Below are 14297 nucleotides of genomic sequence, written 5' to 3' on the forward strand. Positions count from 1 at the left end.
AGACCGGTCAGTCCAGGAACTTCTCCGCGAAGTAGGCGCTGATGCGGTCGAGGGAGACCCGCTCCTGCGCCATCGTGTCGCGCTCGCGGACGGTCACGGCGTGGTCCTCGAGGGTGTCGAAGTCGACGGTGACGCAGAACGGCGTGCCGATCTCGTCCTGGCGGCGGTAGCGGCGGCCGATGGCGCCGGCGTCGTCGAAGTCGACGTTCCAGTTGCGGCGCAGCTCGGCGGCGAGGTCCTTGGCCTTCGGCGACAGATCGGCGTTGCGCGACAGCGGCAGCACCGCGATCTTGACCGGCGCGAGACGCTTGTCGAGCTTGAGAACGATCCGCTTGTCGACGCCACCCTTGGTGTTGGGCGCCTCGTCCTCGGTGTACGCGTCGACCAGGAAGGTCATCAGCGAGCGGGACAGACCGGCCGCCGGCTCGATGACGTACGGGGTGTAGCGCTCGTTGTTGGCCTGGTCGAAGTACGACAGGTCGGCACCGGAGTGCTGCGCGTGGGTCGTCAGGTCGAAGTCGGTGCGGTTCGCGACGCCCTCGAGCTCACCCCACTCCGAGCCGGCGAAGTTGAAGCGGTACTCGATGTCGACGGTGCGCTTCGAGTAGTGCGACAGCTTCTCCTTGGCGTGCTCGTACAGCCGGAGGTTGTCCTCGTTGATGCCGAGGTCGACGTACCACTGCTTGCGGGTGTCGATCCAGTACTGGTGCCACTCCTCGTCCTCGCCCGGCTTGACGAAGAACTCCATCTCCATCTGCTCGAACTCGCGGGTGCGGAAGATGAAGTTGCCGGGCGTGATCTCGTTGCGGAACGACTTGCCCATCTGGGCGATGCCGAACGGGGGCTTCATCCGCTGGGAGGTCACCACGTTGGCGAAGTTGAGGAAGATGCCCTGGGCGGTCTCGGGGCGCAGGTAGTGCAGGCCGGACTCGTCGTCGATGACGCCCAGGTAGGTCTTGAGCAGGCCGGAGAACGCCTTCGGCTCGGTCCACGCGCCCCGGGTGCCGCAGTCGGGGCAGACGACGTCGCTCATCGGGACGTCGTCGGGGTTGATCGCCGGGTCCTCGGGCCGCTTCTTGGCCGCCTTCTCCGCGTACGCCTCCTGGAGGTGGTCCTGGCGGTGACGCTTGTGGCAGCTCTGGCACTCGATCAGCGGGTCGGAGAAGGTCGCGACGTGACCCGACGCCTCCCAGGTCTGGCGGGGCAGGATGATCGAGGAGTCGAGCCCGACGACGTCCTCGCGGGTCTGCACCATGGCCTTCCACCACTGGCGCTTGATGTTCTCCTTGAGCTCGACGCCCAGCGGGCCGTAGTCCCAGGCGCTGCGCGTTCCGCCGTAGATCTCGCCGCACGGGTAGACGAAGCCGCGCCGCTTGGCGAGCGAGACGACGTGGTCGACGGTGGTAGCAGGGGCCTTGGCCACGGGAGGTTCCTTCTGATCGCTGAGCGCGCCACCGGCTGTGGTACGCGGCCTCCACCCTATCCAGCGCGATCGCGGGTCGCGTGGGTGGGCGCGACGCCGCTCGTGGTCGGATCCTGGGGAGCGATAACCATTACCAGTACGCTGGAGTCATGCCACGACCCCAGCGAGTGACCAAGCAAGGCGGCGCCGTCCGTGACGCGCTGCGCTCGCTGGAGGGCTTCCACAGCGCCCAGGACGTCTACGCTGCGATGCGCGCCGGCGGCGACACGGTCGGCCTGGCCACCGTCTACCGCCACCTCCAGAGCCTCGCCGACGCGTGCGAGGCCGACGTCATCCGCACCACCAGCGGTGAGGTGACCTACCGGCTGTGCGGCGAGTCCTCCCCCGAGGGCCCCGACCACCACCATCACCACCTGGTCTGCCGCTCCTGCGGGCGCGCTGTCGAGGTGGAGGGCAAGGCGGTCGAGTCGTGGGCGGCCCAGGTCGCGGCCGACGCCGGCTTCACCGACGTCGACCACACCCTGGAGATCTTCGGGACCTGCGCCGACTGCGCGGCCACCAAGGCCTGAGCCCAGAAGACCGAGAGCCGAAGGCTCGGGCGGCCTCAGACCTTCCGTACGAGCGCGGCGATCCGGGCCACGACGTAGAGCCCGAAGCTGATGAAGGTGATGAAGACGCTCGCCTTCACGCCGGAGTCGACGAACGCCAGCGAGAGCAGGAAGCCGCCGTCGGCGGCCAACAGTGCGAAGGCGACCGACAGCACCGTGACCATCAGCGGCGCGGCGGTCCAGCGACGGGCGGCGGCCGCCGGCGTGATCGCCAGGGAGAGCACCAGCAGGGTGCCGACCACCTGAGCGACCTCGGTGACGGTGACGGTGAGCATCAGGACGAAGAGCAGCCCGAGCGCGCGGGTCGGCACGCCGCGGGCCTCGGCCACCTCGGGGTCGACCGAGGAGAAGAAGAGCGGACGGTAGATGGCCAGCACGAGCACGCTGACCACCGCCGCGACGATGCCGAGGATCGCCAGGTCGCGGCCGGTCACCGCGACGATGGAGCCGAAGAGGATGTTCGTCGCCTGGCTCGCGTAGCCGTGGTAGAAGCTCAGCAGGAAGACGCCCAGCCCGAGCCCGAAGGCGAGGATCACGCCGATCGCCGTGTTCCCGTCGCCGCGGCGGCTGCCGAGCAGCGCGATCGCGATCGCGACCAGCACCGAGCCGAGCAGGGCCCCGGTCAGGGCGTCGTCGAAGATCAGCAGGCCCGCGACAGCGGTCGGGAAGGCCAGCTCGGCGCTGCCGTGCACCGCGAACGCCATGTCGCGGGCGGCGACGAACGGCGCGATGAGGCCGCTGACGAGCGCGACCAGGGTCGCCGCGATCAGGGCGTGCTGCGCGAACGGGTAGTGCAGGTAGGTCCAGATGTCACCCATGGCTGTGCCACTCCCCTCCGTCCTTGTCGTGGAAGTGGTCGTGGTCGTGGTGCGGCTCGGTCTCGGCGCCGAGGACGACGATCCGGTCGCCGACGCGCAGCACGTCGATGCGGGTGCCGTACAGGCTGGAGAGGCGGGCGGTGGTGAGCACCTCGTCGGGCCTGCCGACCGCGACCCGGCCGTCGACGAGGTAGACGACCCGGTCGACGTAGGGCAGCACCGGGTTGATCTCGTGGGTCACCATCAGGACCGCCGTGTCCGCGTCGCGCCGGCGCCGGTCGAGCAGCTCGACGACGCCGCGCTGGTGGTTGAGGTCGAGGGAGAGCAGCGGCTCGTCGCACAGCAGCACGGACGGGTCGCCGACCAGGGCCTGCGCGATGCGCAGCCGCTGCTGCTCGCCGCCCGAGAGCCGCCCGATCGGACGATCCGCGTACGCCGCAGCGCCGACCGCGGCGATCGCGCGCTCGACCTTGTCGGCGCGTCCGGGGGTGCGGAACGGGCCGAAGCGGTGCCCGTCGACGCCGAGGGTGACCAGGTCGCGGCCACGTGCACCGAGGTCGGTGTCGAAGCCCTTCTGCTGCGGCACATAGCCGACGTGGGCACTGCCGCGTCGCGGCGCCCTGCCGGCGACCTCGGCCGTACCCGAGGAGAGCGGCAACAGGCCGAGGAGCACCTTGAGCAGGGTCGACTTGCCGGCGCCGTTGGGGCCGAGGATCGCGATGAACTCCCCCGGCGCGACGTCGAGGTCGAGGTCGCCCCACAGCCGGCGCTCACCGCGATGGAGGGTCGCACCCCGCAGGCGCACGGCGGGCGCGGCGTGATCGGCGGCCATTACTGCGCGGCCTTCTGCAGGGCGGCGAGCAGGTCCTGGGCCTGGGCGAGCTGCCAGTCCTGGATGTGCGCGAACGACGGCGGCATCGTCTCGGTGACGCCGACGACCGGTACGCCGGCGCTGGTCGCGGCCTGCTTGATCTGCGTGGTCTGGGTGTCGGCGACCTGCGCGTTGTAGAGCAGCACCTTGATCGTCCCGTCCTTGATCGCGTCGTCGAACGCGATGGTGTCGTGTGGGCTCGGGTCCGAGCCGTCCTCCACCGCCTGCGGGAAGCTGGCGGGGATGCCGAGCTCGAGGCCGGCCGCTTCGACGAGATAGCCGGGCACCCGCTCCGTGTAGGCGATCTCGGTGCCGGAGTATTCCCGCCTGATCTGGGCGATCACGTCGTCGAGGGGCTTGAGGCTCGCGACGAAGGCCGCGGCGTTGTCCTCGTACTCGGCCTTGTTCGCCGGATCGATCGCGGAGAGCTCGGCGGCGATCGCGTCGGCCACCTTCGGCAGCCCGGCGGCGTCGTACCAGAGGTGGGGGTTGGCGTCCGCGCCCGTCACGCCCAGGACGTCCGCGACGGTGAGGACGGCCGGGTGAGCGCCCGAGGAGTCGACCAGCTTGCCCATGAAGTCGTCATAGCCGACGCCGTTCTCGATGACCAGGCGAGAGGTCGCCACAGCGATCGCGTTGCGGGTCGAGGACTCGTACTCGTGCGGGTCGTCCTCCGGGTTCGCGAGCACCGAGGTGACCCGGACGTGCGAGCCACCCACCTGCGCGGCGACGTCGCCCCAGAAGTTCTCCCCAGCCACCACCTGGATCGCCCCGTCCTTGGCGCCCGATGGACTCGAGCACGCCCCCAGGGCGGAGGCGGCCAGGGCGGCGGCACAGGCGAGGGCGGCGGCGCGGAGGATCTTCACACCCTAATAATGAGAATGATTCTCACTTCTGTCAAAGCGACGATGCTCACGCCTCGCCCGGCACGGCGTTCGGGAGGGCGCCGCCGTAGCGGCGGTCGCGGCGCGCGTACGTCTCGCACGCCGCCCACAGGTGCCGCCGGTCGACGTCGGGCCAGAGCACGTCGGTGAAGACCATCTCGGAGTAGGCGGCCTGCCAGAGCATGAAGTTCGAGAGCCGCTGCTCCCCCGACGTGCGCCAGACGAGGTCCGCGTCGGGCAGGTCCGGCAGGTAGAGGTAGCGGGCGAAGGTCTTCTCGTCGACCTTGGACGGCTTGAGCCGGCCTGCCGCGACGTCCTCGGCGATCCGACGCGAGGCGTCGGCGATCTCGGCGCGGCCGCCGTAGTTGACGCACATGGTGAGGGTGCAGACCGTGTTGTCCTGGGTCAGCTCCTCGGCGATCTGCAGCTCCTTGATCACCGACTTCCACAGTCGCGGCGCGCGACCGGCCCAGCGCACCCGTACGCCCAGCTCGTGCATCTCGTCGCGGCGACGGCGGATGACGTCACGGTTGAACCCCATCAGGAAGGCGACCTCCTCGGGGCTGCGCGACCAGTTCTCGGTGGAGAACGCGTACGCGCTGATCGCCTTCACGCCCAGCTCGATCGCACCCTCGACGACGTCGAACAGGGACGCCTCGCCGGCCTCGTGGCCCTTGGTCCGCGCCAGGCCTCGCTCCTTGGCCCAGCGGCCGTTGCCGTCCATGATCACCGCGACGTGCTGCGGGACCAGATCGGCCGGGATCGGCGGCGGGGTCGCGCCGGAGGGATGGGGCGTCGGCTTGCGGTGGAGCGATGGCACGCAGCGAGCCTAGGCGACCGAGTCGCTCGGGGACGTGCCGTGCCCGTGCCCGTGCGCATGTCCGTGCGAATGTCCGTGCGGATCACCCGCGGTGTCGGCGACGAGGGCGGCGATCGCGGTGGTCAGCGGCACCGCGAGGATCAGCCCGATCGAGCTCACCAACGTGCGCACGACCTCCTCCGCGAGGTCCTCGGTGCCGATCAGCAGCGACAGCGGCTGCCCGTAGAGCCGGATCACCATCAGGGTGAGCAGGGACGTCCCGGCGTACGCGAAGACGATCGTGTAGACGGTGGACGCGATGTGGTCGCGACCGATGCGCATCGCCGAGCCCAGCACGTGGAGCCGGCTCGCCGCGGGCGAGGCGGCGCGCAGCTCGTAGACGACGCTGGCCTGGGTGATCGTGACGTCGTTGAGCACGCCGAGGCCGGCGATGACCACGCCGGCGACGAGCAGGCCCGGGAAGTCGACGGAGGGCGCGTACGACATCAGCGCGCCTCCGGCGTCACCGGTGACGCCGTTGAGCCGGCTCGCGTGCACCGCCCAGCTGGCGAGCGCGACGGTGATCGCGACGCCGCCCAGCGTCCCGGCCAGCGCGGCGCTCGTGGTGGGCCGCAGCCCGTGGGTCGTGTAGAGCACGACGAAGAGGATCACCGCAGCCCCCGACGACGCGACCAGCGCCGGGTGGTGGCCGACCAGCATCGCCGGCACCACGAACCACCACAGCAGCGCACCGGCCACCGCCAGCCCGACCAACGCCATCACGCCGCGCCAGCGCGCGACCACGATCAGGACCACCACGAACAGGCCCGCCAGCAGCCACAGCGAGATGCCGCGGTCGACGGCGAAGAAGCTGTACTTCGCGCCGCCGGTGGCCGGGGTACGGGCGAGCACCAGGGTGTCGCCCGCCTTCAGCGACGAACGCTGGTCGGGGCGTGGCACCTGGATCGTGCGCTCCTCGCCGTTGTCCGGGCCGTCCGTCAGGACCACGACGGCGCCCTCGTTGCCGGAGTCGTCGGTCCGGGTGCGATCGGTCAGCCGCCCGTGCACGTACGTGGTGCCGCTCGGGGCGAACTCCGCCTTGCTCTGCAGCGCCTGGAGCGCGTTGCGATCCGGCCACAGCACCGCCACCGCGACCACGGCCGCCACGCCGAGCAGGGCGAGCACGCCCAGCAGCACCCGGGCGGGCGCGGTCGCGTGCGGCCCGAATCCGAGACCGGACGCGGACACCCGCGACTTCCTCACCGCCCGGCGGCGGCCACCGTGCGTGCTGCTCATCGCTCGACGTACTCCAGCGAGCGCAGGCCGCGCTCCAGGTGCCACGCCAGGTAGGCGGCGACCAGGCCGCTGGCCTCACGACGCTGCCGTTCGTCGCTGCGCGCCACCGTCTCCCAGTCGCCGGTCAGGAGCGCGCCGAGCAGCTCGAGGGTCTCCGCGGCCGGCGAGGCCGAGCCCGGGACGCGGCAGGTGCTGCACACCGCGCCGCCGAGCGAGGGGTTGAACCACCGGTGCGGCCCCTCGACGCCGCAGCGGGCGCAGTGCTCGAAGCTCGGGGCGTAGCCGGCGACGGCGAGCGAGCGCAGCAGGTACGAGTCGAGCACCTGCCCCGGCCTGCGGCCGTCCCCAGCCGCCAGCGCGCGCAGTGCGCCGACGAGCAGGAGGTAGTGCTGCACCGACGGCTCGCGCTCCTCGGTGACCAGCCGCTCGGCAGTCTCCAGCATCACGGTGCCGGCCGTGTAGCGGTCGTAGTCGAGACCGACCCCGGCGTGGAAGAGGTCGAGGGTCTCGGCCTGGGTGATCGTGTCGAGCGTGCGACCCTCGGCGATCTGGAGATCCACGTGGGTGAACGGCTCGAGCCGCGAGCCGAACTTCGAGGTGGTCCGGCGTACGCCCTTCGCGACCGCCCGGACGCGGCCGTGCCGGCGCGTCAGCAGGGTGATGATGCGGTCGGCCTCACCCAGCTTGTGGGTGCGCAGCACGATCGCCTCGTCGCGGTAGAGGGGCACGTCTCCTATTGTGCGGCCATGAGCGTCGTGCAGCCGACTCCCACCCCGACCAGAGGCGGCCCGACCTCGCCGGACTCGCCCAACTCCCCCGCGTACCGGCGGTCGGCCTCGGCCACCGACTGGGCGCTGGTCGTCCTCGCCTGGACGTCGCTGGCCGCCGGCGTGGTGCTGTTGGGGTGGAGCCCGTCGTGGCTGCAGACGACCGACGCCGCGCTGTGCGCGCTGTTCCTGGTCGCGATCAGCTGGCGCTGGCTGCGGTTCCGGATCGGGTGGCGCTACCTGCGTCGGCACTGGTGGGAGGCGGTCGCGCTGGTGCCGCTGCTCCCGCTGGTTCCGGACGGCCCGCTGTGGGTCGGCATCGTGATCGCCGTCGCGCGCTTCGCCCGCGCCGCTGACCGTACGGACAACGTGTTCGGGGACCGAATCACCGCGAGCACGATCAACCACTTCTCCGCCCCGATCATCGACACCATCAAGCGGCCGATCACCGTCGCCGTCCTCGACGAGGTGATCGACGTGCTGCAGGCCGGTGACTTCGCCGGCAACGTCAAGACCGCCCTCGACGAGAACCGGACCGAGCTGGAGGCGATGGTGCTCGACCTGGTCCGCAACGACCCGACCACCGGCCGGCTGCGCTACGTGCCGTTCCACGACGAGATCGTGCAGATGACCGCGAACACGGTGCTCCGGATCGTCGACGGCGCCCTCGAGGACCCGCGGACGACCGAGCTGATCCGCGACGTCATCCGCAACTCCGCGACCCAGCTGCGCCGGGCGGTACGGGAGAAGGATTAACCTCGCTTTTCCCGCCCGGTCCACCCGTGGCCGCCTCAGGTCACCGTCCACTGGTTCGATGGGGGCATCATGGACCTGCGCCGTACGACCACCATGCGATTCGCGGCCCTGTCGGCTCTCCTGATCGTCCTCCCGTGGGCCGCCAACGCCCACGACGGCGATCCCGGGACCACCATGGCGGCCGCCGCTCCGGTCGCGGCGACGGTGACGTTGCCGAGCACCTCACCCTCCCCGACGGCGTCCGGTGGGTCCACCGAGGCCGCCGGCACGGCGCCGGTCGTCCAGGTCGCAGCCAAGCCGCGGCGCACTACCCGCTCGTTCTTCTGGATGAACGCGATGCGCTCCAACCTGGGCTGGCGGGCGCGGGTCACCGCTGCCGACCGGATGCGTACCGACGTGGTCCACATGCGGGCCTCCCGGACCGACCTGGGCGTCCTGGCCGAGGTCGCCGCCGACCAGCGCGCCGACTTCCGCCGCATCGCCGGCGACGGCTGGGCCCTGGTCGCCGGCGGCAACGCCGTCGACAACGTGGTCGTCTACCGCCGTGACGCGTTCACCGAGGTGGCGCGGGCGTCGATGACGACGCGCTACAACGGCGGGCAGCGCATCCACGTCACCATCCCGGTGCTCCAGGACACGGCCACCGGCACCAAGGTCGCCGTCATCGCCGTGCACAACCCGCAGTGGCACGTCGGGCCGTGGCGCCAGGTCTCGCTGCGCCTCGAGATGGCCAGGATCAGGCAGCTGCGGCGTGCCCACCACGACTGGCAGGTCGTCATCGCCGGCGACTTCAACGCCGCCGGCTCCGCGGCCTGCGGCCTGATGAGCATCGGGCTGGCCAGCGCCGCTGTCGACCGCAGGCACTGCACCCGCGTGCGTGCCATCGACCAGATGTACGCCACGCCCCGGCTCCAGCCGCACGGCTACCGCTCGGTGCACACCAACGCCACCGACCACCGACGCGAGTACCACGCGAAGCTGGTCCTCTGAGGGGTCTCGATACGCCCGCTCGTACCTCGCGGGCTACTCGACCAACAAGTTCCGTTGGTCGAGTAGCGAGCGCCAGCGAGCTCCGTTGGTCGAGTAGCGAGCGCCAGCGAGCGTATCGAGACCTGGCCCGACCTCAGGCCGGGCGGTTGACCGCGGAGATGACCGCCTTGAGCGAGGCGGTCACGATGTTGGCGTCGACGCCGACGCCCCAGTAGATGACCCCGCCGACCGAGCACTCGACGTACGCCGCGGCGAGCGCGTCGCCGCCGGCCGACAGCGCATGCTCGGCGTAGTCGAGGACGCGGATGTCCCAGTCCTCACGGACGCCGTTGAGCGCGTCGACGAAGGCGGCGATCGGGCCGTTGCCCACGCCCTCGAGGGTCTGCTCCTGGCCGTCGATGACGACGTTGACGGTCAGCGCGTCCTTCTCCCCGGCCGCCGAGGAGGTGTGCACGGAGTTGAGCTGGAGCGGCGCGGTCCGGTCGAGGTACTCGCCGCGGAAGATCTCCCAGATCTTGTCGGGGCCGACCTCGCCGCCCTCGGCGTCGGTGTGCTGCTGGATGACCCGGCTGAACTCGATCTGCGCGCGACGCGGCAGGTCGAGCTTGTGCTCGGACTTCAGCACGTACGCGACGCCGCCCTTGCCCGACTGGCTGTTGACCCGGATGACCGCCTCGTACGTGCGGCCCACGTCCTTCGGGTCGATCGGCAGGTAGGGCGCCTCCCAGGCGATCTCGCCGACCGGCCTGCCCTGCTCGGCCGCGATCCGGTCGAGGTCCTCCAGGCCCTTCTTGATGGCGTCCTGGTGGGAGCCGGAGAAGGCGGTGTAGACCAGGTCGCCCGCGTAGGGGTGGCGCGGGTGGACCGGCAGCTGGGTGGCGTACTCGACCGTGCGACGGATCTCGTCGATGTCGGAGAAGTCGATCTGCGGGTCGATGCCCTGGCTGAACAGGTTCATGCCGAGCGTGACCAGGTCGACGTTGCCGGTGCGCTCGCCATGGCCGAAGAGGCAGCCCTCGACCCGGTCGGCGCCGGCCATCAGGCCCAGCTCGGTCGCGGCCACGGCGGTGCCACGGTCGTTGTGCGGGTGCAGCGAGATGGCCGAGACGTCGCGACGGGTCAGGCCTCGGCCGAAGTACTCGATCTGGTCGGCGTAGGTGTTCGGGGTCGACATCTCGACGGTCGCCGGCAGGTTGAGGATGATCTCGCGGCCCGGCTCGGGCTGCCACACGTCCGAGACCCGCTCGCAGACCTCGAGGGCGTAGTCGGTGTCCGTCTGGGTGAAGATCTCGGGGCTGTACTGGTAGCCGAAGTCCTGGGTGCCGACGATCGGGCCCAGGTGCTTCTCGGCGTACTTCATCACGAGCTCGGTGCCGCGGGTGGCGATCCCGATGCACTCGTCGGGCGAGACGCCGAAGACGACCCGGCGGAAGAGCTCGGCCGTCGCGTTGTACAGGTGGATCGACGCGCGCGACGCGCCCGCCAGGGACTCGGCGGTCCGCTCGATGAGGTCCTCGCGAGCCTGCGTCAGGACCGAGATCTGGACGTCATCGGGGATGCGGTCCTCCTCGATCAGCTTGCGCACGAAGTCGAAGTCGGTCTGGCTCGCGGACGGGAAGCCGACCTCGATCTCCTTGTAGCCCATCGTGACCAGCAGCTCGAACATGGTGAGCTTGCGGGCGGGCGTCATCGGATCGATCAGCGCCTGGTTGCCGTCACGCAGATCGGTGGAGAGCCAGCGCGGCGCGTGGGTGATCTTCTTCGTCGGCCAGGTCCGGTCCGGGACGTCGACGGGGACGAAGGCGGTGTAGCGGCCGACCGGCATCGGCGACGGCTGCTGGTTGTTACGGGCGTTGCTCAGGTTGGTCATGGTCTCTCGCTCAGCTGAGGGTGTCGGGTGCCGGCGCACACACGGACTCCGCGGCGAGGGGTCCGGCTCTCTCAGACCTCGCCGCGGCAGCTAAGAAGCAGCGCGCACATCATGACCCGGCCACCATACCCCACCTGCTGAGCGACCGACCACGGGGTCACACCTGCGCCCGCGGACCTGATCGCAGCCGCAAAGACCACCCACCGGAACCGCTCAGCAAAGGTAAAAGTTCGCCGAACCCCCGGCGTGAGGTTCTTCGCGCGCATCGCGCACCCGGGTCGCCTCGAGGAGGCCGCCTCGGACCACACCGCGCCCGCGGAGGAGGCGGAGATCCTCGTGCCCGAGCCCCGCGACGGTGGCAACGCCGAAGACGAAGGCGAAGGCGGCCGAGAGACGACCGCCGTCGTCGACGGTCCCGTGTCCGACGAGCCCCTGTCCGAGGAGCCCTTGTCCGAGGAGCCCCCGTCCGACAAGCCCCCGTCCGACGAGCCCCCGTCCGAGGAGCCCGAGCCGCAGATCCTCATCACCGCTGTCGCCCCGGCCGAGGTCACCCCCGATCTCGCCCGCCGGCTCGCCGCGCTCGACCGCTCCGAGATGGTCGCCTCCAGTCGCAACCTGGCGCTCGTCGACGCCCGCGCGCTGCTCGGCAAGCTGCAGGCGCTCTCCGGCGGGCTCTGGGTCACCGGACCGCTCACCCGCCCCACCGGCTGGGTGACCCTGACCACGCCCGCCGAGGGCGCGGTCCTGCACGGCACCGTCGGCACCGGCCACCGCAGGAAGGGCATCGGCAGCCGCCTCATGGAGGAGGCGCTCGCGTACGCCCTGGAGCACGACTACCGGACGATCACCGGCACCGTGTGGACCGACTCCCCCAGCGAGACCTTCGTCCGGCGCTACGGCTTCGAACCGCGCCCGCACGCCTCCGCCATCCGCGTCCAGGACCTGTCCGCCACCACGGAGCGGCGCCGCCGGATCGCAGAGGACACGGCCGGCTACGGCGCCTCGTACGAGCTGGTCACCAGCGAGGAGGAGCTCGAGCAGGGCGGCTCGCTCTTCCGGGTCGTCGCCAGCCACCGCGTCACCGGCGCCACGGTGGGCTCGGCCGAGCTGACCGTGGCCGACGGCGCCCCGGAGTTCGCCGTGAACGGCACCGTCGAGGTGGACCCGCGCCACCGCGGCACCCGGCTGGGCACCCTGATGTCGATCGAGCTGATCGCCTTCATGCAGTCCAAGGCGACGAGGGTGCGGCTCGTGCAGGTCACCAGCCCGGCCTCCGACCCCTACATCACCACCATCCTGGACCGGGTCGGATTCCGCGTCGCCGGGGTCCAGGCGGAGCACCGGCTTCGCCTGCGGTGATCTGCCACACTGGCGCCATGGCTATCCTCGCGGACCTGACCGACGATGAGATCTGGGCGCAGCTCGAGAACGGCGCCCTCGCCCGGATCGCGTGGAACACCAGCAGCGGCCCGCAGATCCTGCCGGTCAACTACGTGACCCACGACGGCTCACTCTGGCTGCGCACGACCGCCCACTCCGCCATCGCCGAGCAGGTCGACGAGAGCCCGGTGGCGATCGAGATCGACGACCTCGACCCGCAGACCCACCTCGGCTGGAGCGTCGTGGTGCACGGTCGCGCCGAGGCGTTCTACCACGAGAGCGACGTACCCGCCGAGGTCACCTCGCTGCGCACCTGGGCCAGCGGCCACCGCCCGCTCTGGATCCGGATCTCGGCCAGCCTCGTCACCGGCAAGCGCCTCACCGCGAGCTGAGCGCCGTGGCACGCCTGCTGGTCGTGCACCACTCCCCGACCCCGACCACCCAGGCCCTCGCCGAAGCGGTGATCGCGGGGTCGAACGACGACTCCCTCAGCGGCGTCGAGGTCGTCGTGCGCGCCGCGCTCGAGGCGAGCGCCGAGGACGTCCTCGGCGCCGACGGCTACCTGCTCGGGACGTCGGCCAACTTCGGGTACATGTCGGGCGCGCTCAAGCACTTCTTCGACACGATCTTCCTGCAGGCCGGCGGCGCGCTGAGCGACGACGGGCAGGCCCGCGAGGCGAGCGGCGGGCGCAGGCCGTACGGGCTGTGGGTGCACGGCCGCTACGACACCACCGGCGCGGTGCGCTCGGTGCAGAGCATCGTCCAGGCGCTCGCCTGGCAGCAGGCAGCGCCCGTCCTCGAGGTGCTCGGCGACGTCGGCGCGCCCGAGCGCGAGGCCGCGTACGACCTCGGAGGCACGCTGGCGGCGCTGTTGATGGTCTAGACCATCCCGGGCTAGGGTCGCAGTGCTGAATCCTTGGGGACCTGCACAACCACCACCAACTCGGGATGGAGGCTGGACATGGCAGCACCGATCACACCTGCCCCGATGTCGGATGCGGCGCCGGAGCCGACATCCAGGCGTGACGGCGACCGGGGCCTGACCCGCGCCGAGCGGGCGAGCACGACCGAGGACCTGCTCGATCGCGCACATCGCACCGCGCCAGACGACGACGAGCGTCGACGCCTGCTGGATCAGGTCGTCCTGATCAACCGAGGCGTCGCGGAGGCGGTCGCCTCACGCTACCGGCGCCGCGGCGTGCCGATGGAGGACCTCCAGCAGGCCGCGTACGAGGGCCTCGTCAAGGCGGTCTTCCGCTTCGACGCCACCCTCGGCAAGGACCTGCTGACGTACGCCGTGCCCACCATCCGCGGGGAGCTGCAGCGTCACTTCCGCGACCACAGCTGGGCCGTACGGCCACCGCGGCGCGTGCAGGAGCTCCAGTGGCGGGTCAACCGCTGCATCGAGGACCTGACCCAGGAGCTCGGCCACGAGCCGAGCGACGACCAGGTCCGCGACACGATGGAGATCACCCCCGCGGAGTACGACGAGGCCATCGTGGCGTTCGGCTGCTTCACCCCGGCCTCGCTCGACCAACCCGTCTCGCGCGACGGAGCGGCCACGGTCGGCGACCTGCTGCCCGACGAGACCGGTGACGTCGCCGATCTCGAGGCGGCCGAGGCCCGGACCGCGCTGGCGCCGGTGCTCAAGGAGCTGCCGGAGCGGGACAAGCAGATCCTCTTCCTGCGGTTCTTCCAGGACCGCACCCAGGAGGAGATCGGCGCGGAGCTCGGCGTGACGCAGATGCAGGTCTCCCGACTGCTCACCAGGATCTTGCGCGACCTGCGCAGCGCGATGGGCGTCGCGGCCGCCTGAGCCACGCACGCCGCAATCC

Annotated in this window: 15 protein-coding genes; 7 read left to right on the top strand and 8 right to left on the bottom strand. The window is 71.0% G+C overall.

The annotated features are described in order from the left end of the window. Positions 1–7: 7 nt before the first annotated feature. Positions 8–1423, bottom strand: coding sequence for a glycine--tRNA ligase (locus ACZ5L9_RS19985; protein ID WP_464531599.1), 1416 nt, complete (start codon positions 1421–1423; stop codon positions 8–10). A 149-nt stretch (positions 1424–1572) separates the two neighbouring features. Between ACZ5L9_RS19985 and ACZ5L9_RS19990 the strand changes: the two genes are divergently transcribed. Beyond that, positions 1573–1992, top strand: a complete 420-nt coding sequence (locus tag ACZ5L9_RS19990) for a Fur family transcriptional regulator (protein ID WP_464531603.1) — start codon at positions 1573–1575, stop codon at positions 1990–1992. Between the two features lie 35 nt (positions 1993–2027). On the opposite strand, the gene ACZ5L9_RS19995 is transcribed toward ACZ5L9_RS19990, so the two are convergent. From ACZ5L9_RS19995 to recO, 6 genes are read right to left on the bottom strand one after another with little or no spacing between them, the layout of a single operon-like run. Beyond that, positions 2028–2849: a metal ABC transporter permease gene (locus ACZ5L9_RS19995; RefSeq protein ID WP_464531606.1), complete on the bottom strand. Its 822-nt coding sequence runs from the start codon at positions 2847–2849 to the stop codon at positions 2028–2030. Continuing rightward, complete coding sequence (locus ACZ5L9_RS20000; RefSeq protein ID WP_464531609.1) at positions 2842–3681, bottom strand: metal ABC transporter ATP-binding protein; 840 nt, start codon at positions 3679–3681, stop codon at positions 2842–2844. The genes ACZ5L9_RS19995 and ACZ5L9_RS20000 overlap by 8 nt, the downstream gene beginning before the upstream one ends. Then, the gene (locus tag ACZ5L9_RS20005; protein ID WP_464531613.1) at positions 3681–4586 is read right to left on the bottom strand and encodes a metal ABC transporter solute-binding protein, Zn/Mn family; all 906 of its coding nucleotides are present in this window, start codon (positions 4584–4586) and stop codon (positions 3681–3683) included. The genes ACZ5L9_RS20000 and ACZ5L9_RS20005 overlap by 1 nt, the downstream gene beginning before the upstream one ends. A 46-nt stretch (positions 4587–4632) precedes the next feature. Beyond that, the gene (locus ACZ5L9_RS20010; protein ID WP_464531617.1) at positions 4633–5424 is read right to left on the bottom strand and encodes an isoprenyl transferase; all 792 of its coding nucleotides are present in this window, start codon (positions 5422–5424) and stop codon (positions 4633–4635) included. A gap of 9 nt (positions 5425–5433) precedes the next feature. Then, entirely contained in the window at positions 5434–6699 is a 1266-nt protein-coding gene (locus ACZ5L9_RS20015) for a YibE/F family protein (protein WP_464531621.1), read from the bottom strand. After that, on the bottom strand, positions 6696–7427 hold the full coding sequence (gene recO, locus ACZ5L9_RS20020) for a DNA repair protein RecO (RefSeq protein ID WP_464531625.1): 732 nt from the start codon (positions 7425–7427) through the stop codon (positions 6696–6698). The genes ACZ5L9_RS20015 and recO overlap by 4 nt, the downstream gene beginning before the upstream one ends. An 18-nt stretch (positions 7428–7445) precedes the next feature. On the opposite strand from recO, the gene ACZ5L9_RS20025 reads away from it, so the two are divergent. Next, on the top strand, positions 7446–8222 hold the full coding sequence (locus ACZ5L9_RS20025) for an ion transporter (protein ID WP_464531630.1): 777 nt from the start codon (positions 7446–7448) through the stop codon (positions 8220–8222). Positions 8223–8291: 69 nt separating this feature from the next. After that, the gene (locus ACZ5L9_RS20030; protein ID WP_464531635.1) at positions 8292–9212 is read left to right on the top strand and encodes an endonuclease/exonuclease/phosphatase family protein; all 921 of its coding nucleotides are present in this window, start codon (positions 8292–8294) and stop codon (positions 9210–9212) included. A 133-nt stretch (positions 9213–9345) separates the two neighbouring features. On the opposite strand, the gene leuA is transcribed toward ACZ5L9_RS20030, so the two are convergent. Beyond that, positions 9346–11082 (bottom strand): 2-isopropylmalate synthase, encoded by a 1737-nt coding sequence (gene leuA, locus ACZ5L9_RS20035; protein ID WP_464531640.1) that lies wholly within the window; start codon positions 11080–11082, stop codon positions 9346–9348. A 246-nt stretch (positions 11083–11328) separates the two neighbouring features. Between leuA and ACZ5L9_RS20040 the strand changes: the two genes are divergently transcribed. From ACZ5L9_RS20040 to ACZ5L9_RS20055, 4 genes are all read left to right on the top strand, one after another. Beyond that, the gene (locus tag ACZ5L9_RS20040; protein WP_464531644.1) at positions 11329–12441 is read left to right on the top strand and encodes a GNAT family N-acetyltransferase; all 1113 of its coding nucleotides are present in this window, start codon (positions 11329–11331) and stop codon (positions 12439–12441) included. A 17-nt stretch (positions 12442–12458) separates the two neighbouring features. Beyond that, on the top strand, positions 12459–12854 hold the full coding sequence (locus tag ACZ5L9_RS20045; protein ID WP_464531648.1) for a pyridoxamine 5'-phosphate oxidase family protein: 396 nt from the start codon (positions 12459–12461) through the stop codon (positions 12852–12854). Between the two features lie 5 nt (positions 12855–12859). After that, positions 12860–13345, top strand: a complete 486-nt coding sequence (locus tag ACZ5L9_RS20050; RefSeq protein WP_464531652.1) for a flavodoxin family protein — start codon at positions 12860–12862, stop codon at positions 13343–13345. A gap of 78 nt (positions 13346–13423) precedes the next feature. Continuing rightward, positions 13424–14278 carry a sigma-70 family RNA polymerase sigma factor gene (locus ACZ5L9_RS20055; protein WP_464531656.1) on the top strand — a complete coding sequence of 285 codons (855 nt, stop codon included), beginning with the start codon at positions 13424–13426 and terminating at the stop codon, positions 14276–14278. Positions 14279–14297 lie beyond the last annotated feature (19 nt).

This window comes from Nocardioides sp. JCM 18998 (assembly GCF_055391535.1).